The following is a 5421-nucleotide window of genomic DNA, read 5'->3' as shown; positions in this document are numbered from 1 at the left end:
CAATGGGATACTTGACCTGGAAGCAGATCAAACCTGGCAGCAACTTCAGCTATGGTTACCTCATGTGTTTGATAATAGTCTATCACAGCCAGTTTAAAATCAGTGTCAAATATTCTCTTATTTCTACTATGACGAATTTTACCTTGAAGTCGATATGTTTGAATCCAGCTTCGAACAACCCTTGAATTGAGGTTGTATTCTCGAGCTAATTGGATACTCGTTGCCATTCCCTGATTATATTTACTAATAATTTCCGCTTTCAGTTCCGGACTGTACTTTGCCATAAAAAATACCCCACAATCATTAGACTACTTTGTCTAACAATTATAGGGCACTTCAGTTTTGGCAAGGACTTTTTTGCATCTCAGACGTTTGTTGTTTGACCGCACTCGGAATTTTTTTGATTGAGTCTGACTGCTTTTCTGAACAGAAATAAGCCGATTAAAAACAGGCTCGAAAGGGCGCTGACGCTTAGGTTGAGATTTCCGGTCAACTGGCTGACGAGCGAAACGATAATCGTGCCGAGAATTGAGGCGCCTTTGCCAAAAATATCGTAAAGGCCGAAATACTCGCCTGATTTTTCAGCCGGGATGATTTTGCCAAAGTAAGAACGCGAAAGGGCCTGGATGGTACCCTGAAACATTCCGACGGCGATTGCCAAAATCCAAAAATCAAGCTGCGTTTTCATTATATAGGCGTAAAAAGAAATTCCAAGATAAGCGATGATACAAATCGTAATGATCGTCGTCGAAGAAATTTTTTTAGCCAATTCATTTAAAAGCAGCACTGATGGGAATGCAACAATCTGGGTGACGAGCAGCGCAAGCAAAAGACTGCTGCTGTCAAGACCAATCGCCTGGCCATATGCGGTTGCCATATCGATAACCGTAAAGACTCCGTCGATGTAGAAAAAATATGCCAAAAGGAACGTAAAAACTTTTTTATTGCTACAAACGTTCTTAATCGTTGTTGTCAAGCGCCTCAGGCTGCTGGAAACCATTTTTTCCGTTTTTTCGACATAATAGCGCTGCTGATATGCTTTTAATAACGGAAGCGTCGTTAAAAGCCACCAAAAAGCAGTGATGACAAATGCAATCGTCATGGCTTTCTGAAGCGAAATGCCTAATTTTGAAGAAAATAAAACGAATGCGAGCCCAATCGTAAAAGGGACGCAGCTTCCGATGTATCCCCAGGCAAATCCTTGAGAAGAAACGGTATCCATACGTTTGGGCTCAGTCACGTCGGTCAGCATGGCATCATAAAAAATCAGACTGGCTGAATACCCTGTATTTGTCAAAATAAAGACAATCAAAAAGAAAAACCATGACGGAACGAAACCGAGCATCGCACAACCGAATACTCCGAGCAAAAGAAAAAGTTCAAAAAGTTTTTTCTTCAGATCCTTGACATCTGCAATGGCCCCCAAAATCGGTCCCATAATTGCAACGAGCAGCGTGCAGATTGAAACGGCATATCCCCAGTACGCCAAGTAGTCGACTGAAGAAAGTCCCGCTTTTTTGGCAAGATAATTGAAGTAGATCGGCAGAATCGTTGCGGTCAGCATGGCAAATGCAGAGTTTCCGACATCATATAAAATCCACTTTTTTTCGAGCGGCGTCAACTTAAATTTCATGTTCATAACCTCGTATGTTTGATTAGGAGATTATGCAGTCATTTAAAGATTAGTTTTCAGCATCATCATGTTTGCCAAATTTTGTCTTCAATGCGCCAATCAAGGCAGGAATCAAGGAAACAACGATAATTCCGATGATAATCAGCGAGAAGTGTTGTTTGACGACAGGAAAATTCCCGAAGAAGTATCCCGACCCGCAGCAAAGCGTAACCCAAGCAGCTACGCCGGCAAGGCAGTACGGCAGAAAAGTCTTGTACTTTCCACCGGAACCACCGAAAACAAACGGTGACATCGTGCGAATGATTGGCATGAAGCGTGCCATCGAGATGGCCATTCCGCCGTGCTTTTCAAAGAATGCTTCCGTTTTTTTCAAATGATCCTCTTTAATGAAACGACCGAAAAACGAGTTCTTTGTCAATGATTTGCCGACCTTGTGTCCGATGAAGAAATTGAGCGAATCACCGAGAAACGGTGCAAGCAAAAACAAAATTACAAAAAACCAGATATTAAGGTTGTAATTGGGGTTTGCTGCCATTGCGCATGCGGCGAAAAGCAATGAGTCGCCAGGAAGAAAAGGCATGATCACGGCTCCAGTTTCAATGAAGATGATGGCAAACAAAATCAAGTACGTCCAATTGCCAAACGTGTTGACGATGGTTACAAGATGCGAATCGATATGCAAAACAAAATCTATTAAATAAGCCACTTTTTTCTCCTTTGTGCTATATACGAATTATATACGCTGATAAATGCAGAGTATACCGCATTTACCGAACGCTTACATTAGTTTACAAACAATTTGGCGTTAAAGCAAGCAATATCGGGAATATTGGTGAAAAGTTTACGATAAATTTACTTTAATTATTAAGGGATTCAAAGTTCTTAATCAGTTGAGTGCTGTGCGTCGGCTGCTTTTTTTCCGGATAAATCTGAACCAAAGCGTTGTTGACGGCGTTTGGAGCTTCGCCAAAGCCGGTAGCAATCAGGTTGATTTTTCCGGGACGAGACGCGATGTCACCGATGGCATACACCCCAGGAATCGAAGTCTGCTGATTTTGATCGACAACGAGAGTTTTTCGATTCATTTCAAGTCCCCAGGACGCCAGAATTTTTGTATCCGAAACAAAACCATAGTTAACGATCAGATCATCGACTGCCAATTGTTCTTCTTCGTCTGATTTGGCTTTCTTGAGCGTCAGACCAAGCTTGCCGTCTTCAAGTTCGTCAAGAGAGTCAACCGTGTACGGAGTATGAATTGAAACCGAGCTTTGGCGAAGCTTCTCGACGTTTCCTTCCATTGCGCGGAACTGATCGCGGCGGTGAATGATATGCACGCTCTTTGCAATGTGTTCGAGTTCCAAGGCCCAGTCAACGGCAGAGTCGCCGCCGCCTGCGATGGCAACGTCTTTTTTTACAAAATTCTGCGGATCTTTAACGAAATAATGAACGTTTTTGTTTTCAAAATCAGAAGAATTCTTGGCTGCAAGTCGGCGCGGTTCGAAAGCACCGACTCCGGCCGCAATGATAATAGCCTTTGAGTAAGTGATGCGTTTCGTTGTTTCGATTTTGAAGCCGAGCTCGTTTTTTTCAAAATTTTTGACAGTTTCGCCCAAGAAAACGTCAGGAGAAAAAGCCATCGTTTGCTTTTCCAAGCGCGCAATCAGTTCTGCCCCGGTGATTCCTTCGAATCCAGGGATGTCATAGATTTTTTTTGATGGGAAAAGCGCGCTGACCTGTCCTCCGAGTGAGTCCAAACTTTCGATAATCTGCGTTTTGGCAAGGCGCATGCGTGCGTAGGTTGCCGCAAACATTCCGACGGGACCGCCCCCGATAATCGTTAAATCATAATACTCTTGTTCAGTCATTTGTATTTCCTTTCATTAATTGAGTCTTAGCTTTAGGGTAGCATAATTTAACGCGAAAATAAATTGATTATCAATTAAAGTTTTTTTTAAACACTGCTTTAATCGGTGCGAAAGTTCACCACGTCTATTGATAATAATTACAGCAGACATTATACTTAATAATGAGTATATATTATAAAGTAGAAACAGGAGGTTCAAGATGAGTTCATTTCCGCAATTAGATGCAGAAAACGCCACAATCAAGGCAACGATCAAGACCAATATGGGCGATATCAAGCTGGCCTTGTTCAAGGAACAAGCTCCGAAGACGGTCGATAATTTCATCGGTTTGTCAAAGGAAGGAAAGTATGACAACGTAATATTTCACCGTGTTATCAACGGATTCATGATTCAAGGCGGAGATCCGACCGGTACGGGCATGGGCGGCGAAAGCATTTATGGCAAGAGTTTTGAAGACGAGTTTTCAAATGAATTATTCAATATTCGCGGTGCCCTTTCAATGGCAAATGCCGGTCCGAATACTAACGGAAGTCAATTCTTTATCGTCCAGGCTAAAAACATTCCGGACGAAATGTTCGATCAAATGAAAGAAGCCGGCTACCCCGAAGAAATCATCGAAGCTTACAAAGAAGGTGGTACTCCTTGGCTTGATCATCGACACACTGTTTTTGGACAGGTTATTTCAGGGATGGATGTCGTTGACAAGATCGCAGCAGTTGAAACGACGTTTGGAGACAAGCCGAAAGATGATGTCGTAATTGTCAGCGTCGAGAGTGAAGAATAGAGGAAATGCGTGTGAATTATCGTATTGGGATGGTCCTTGATGGCAAAGTCACGGGCATTCAGCCATACGGTGCATTCGTCGCATTGGATGATAAGACGCAAGGCCTGATTCACATTTCAGAGTGCAGGCATGGCTTTATCGATGATATCCGTAGCTATCTCAAGGTCGGTCAGCGTGTTAAAGTCATGATCATTGATATTGACGAGTACACCCAGAAGATTTCGCTGTCAATGCGATGCTTAGAGAAGCCTTTTGATTTTGAAGTCCCGACAACACATTCGTCGCATAAAAAATATTGGACGAATCGTCACGTTCATGAAGGTTTTGCGCCGATTGCAAGCAGAATTGACGGATGGGTCAAAAGTGCCTTAGAGGATATCGCTGAGGGAAAATAACTTGGAAGGAAGCTAAAGAATGATATTCTTGGCTTCTTTTTTTGTAATGCAGTGCTAAAAATGCGAACTATTTTAGGAATTAGGGAGAATTCCAAATAAATATTCAAGTAGATAAATTATTTTGAAGAAATGCCTTGTTATTTTTTCTTAACGTGGTATACTAAAAAGGTCGCCGATTGAGCAATCAACTTTTAAAATATTTGGTTCAAAAAGATGTTGACGCATATGTTTGAACGTGGTAAGATGTCAAAGTTGTTGTAATTGAGCAACGCAAAATTAAGTAAAATTATTATTGACATTTCTTTTGAAAGGTGCGATAATAATTTGGTCGGCAAATTGATTTTGTTAAATCGAATCGAAAATAACTTCTAAAAAGTTATTGACAAGATAATTTGTTGATGATATACTTAAGAAGTCGCAACGAGCGACATGTGAAACAGATCTTTGAAAACTGAACAAAGTTTCGATAAGCAAATGTGCAGGGCTTCTTGTTTCAAACAAGAGCGACAATATTTGCGAAGTCAATTCGCTAGTAAATTTTGAGTCACAAACTATAAATTGAGAGTTTGATCCTGGCTCAGGACGAACGCTGGCGGCGTGCCTAATACATGCAAGTCGAACGAAGCTTTCTTTCACCGAATGCTTGCATTCACCGAAAGAAGCTTAGTGGCGAACGGGTGAGTAACACGTAGGCAACCTGCCCAAAAGAGGGGGATAACACTTGGAAACAGGTGCTAATACCGC

The 5421-nt window shown here is 41.8% G+C and carries 6 protein-coding genes and 1 rRNA gene; 3 read left to right on the top strand and 4 right to left on the bottom strand.

Going from position 1 to position 5421, the window contains the following annotated elements; translation table 11 throughout:
• From BMZ95_RS10510 to BMZ95_RS10495, 4 genes are all read right to left on the bottom strand, one after another.
• Positions 1-284 (bottom strand): helix-turn-helix domain-containing protein (locus BMZ95_RS10510; RefSeq protein WP_143455021.1); only part of this gene is annotated, 284 nt, incomplete at its 3' end.
• Positions 285-364: 80 nt separating this feature from the next.
• Complete coding sequence (locus tag BMZ95_RS10505) at positions 365-1633, bottom strand: MFS transporter (RefSeq protein ID WP_014073857.1); 1269 nt, start codon at positions 1631-1633, stop codon at positions 365-367.
• 49 nt (positions 1634-1682) lie between these two features.
• Positions 1683-2339, bottom strand: a complete 657-nt coding sequence (locus BMZ95_RS10500; RefSeq protein WP_014073856.1) for a VTT domain-containing protein — start codon at positions 2337-2339, stop codon at positions 1683-1685.
• 151 nt (positions 2340-2490) lie between these two features.
• Entirely contained in the window at positions 2491-3498 is a 1008-nt protein-coding gene (locus tag BMZ95_RS10495) for an NAD(P)/FAD-dependent oxidoreductase (protein ID WP_014073855.1), read from the bottom strand.
• 199 nt (positions 3499-3697) lie between these two features.
• Here BMZ95_RS10495 and BMZ95_RS10490 point away from each other — a divergent pair, with 199 nt between their 5' ends.
• The 3 genes from BMZ95_RS10490 to BMZ95_RS10480 form a co-directional block, all read left to right on the top strand.
• Positions 3698-4282 carry a peptidylprolyl isomerase gene (locus BMZ95_RS10490; protein ID WP_014073854.1) on the top strand — a complete coding sequence of 195 codons (585 nt, stop codon included), beginning with the start codon at positions 3698-3700 and terminating at the stop codon, positions 4280-4282.
• Positions 4283-4287: 5 nt separating this feature from the next.
• Positions 4288-4677, top strand: a complete 390-nt coding sequence (locus tag BMZ95_RS10485) for a CvfD/Ygs/GSP13 family RNA-binding post-transcriptional regulator (RefSeq protein WP_041820054.1) — start codon at positions 4288-4290, stop codon at positions 4675-4677.
• A 554-nt stretch (positions 4678-5231) separates the two neighbouring features.
• Positions 5232-5421, top strand: a 16S ribosomal RNA gene (locus tag BMZ95_RS10480); the annotation flags it as partial.

Origin of the sequence: Ligilactobacillus ruminis DSM 20403 = NBRC 102161 (assembly GCF_900113455.1) — a bacterium.
GTDB classification, from domain to species: domain Bacteria; phylum Bacillota; class Bacilli; order Lactobacillales; family Lactobacillaceae; genus Ligilactobacillus; species Ligilactobacillus ruminis.
The sequence above is the reverse complement of the archived record's forward strand: the minus strand, read 5'-3'. Positions and strand labels throughout refer to the sequence as shown.

What these genes read in the sequence shown, in the direction of transcription:
- BMZ95_RS10505 (WP_014073857.1), bottom strand. Translation starts at nt 1,633, where the DNA reads ATGAAATTTAAGTTGACGCCGCTCGAAAAAAAGTGGATTTTATATGAT.
- BMZ95_RS10495 (WP_014073855.1), bottom strand. Translation starts at nt 3,498, where the DNA reads ATGACTGAACAAGAGTATTATGATTTAACGATTATCGGGGGCGGTCCC.
- BMZ95_RS10485 (WP_041820054.1), top strand. Translation starts at nt 4,288, where the DNA reads ATGCGTGTGAATTATCGTATTGGGATGGTCCTTGATGGCAAAGTCACG.
- BMZ95_RS10490 (WP_014073854.1), top strand. Translation starts at nt 3,698, where the DNA reads ATGAGTTCATTTCCGCAATTAGATGCAGAAAACGCCACAATCAAGGCA.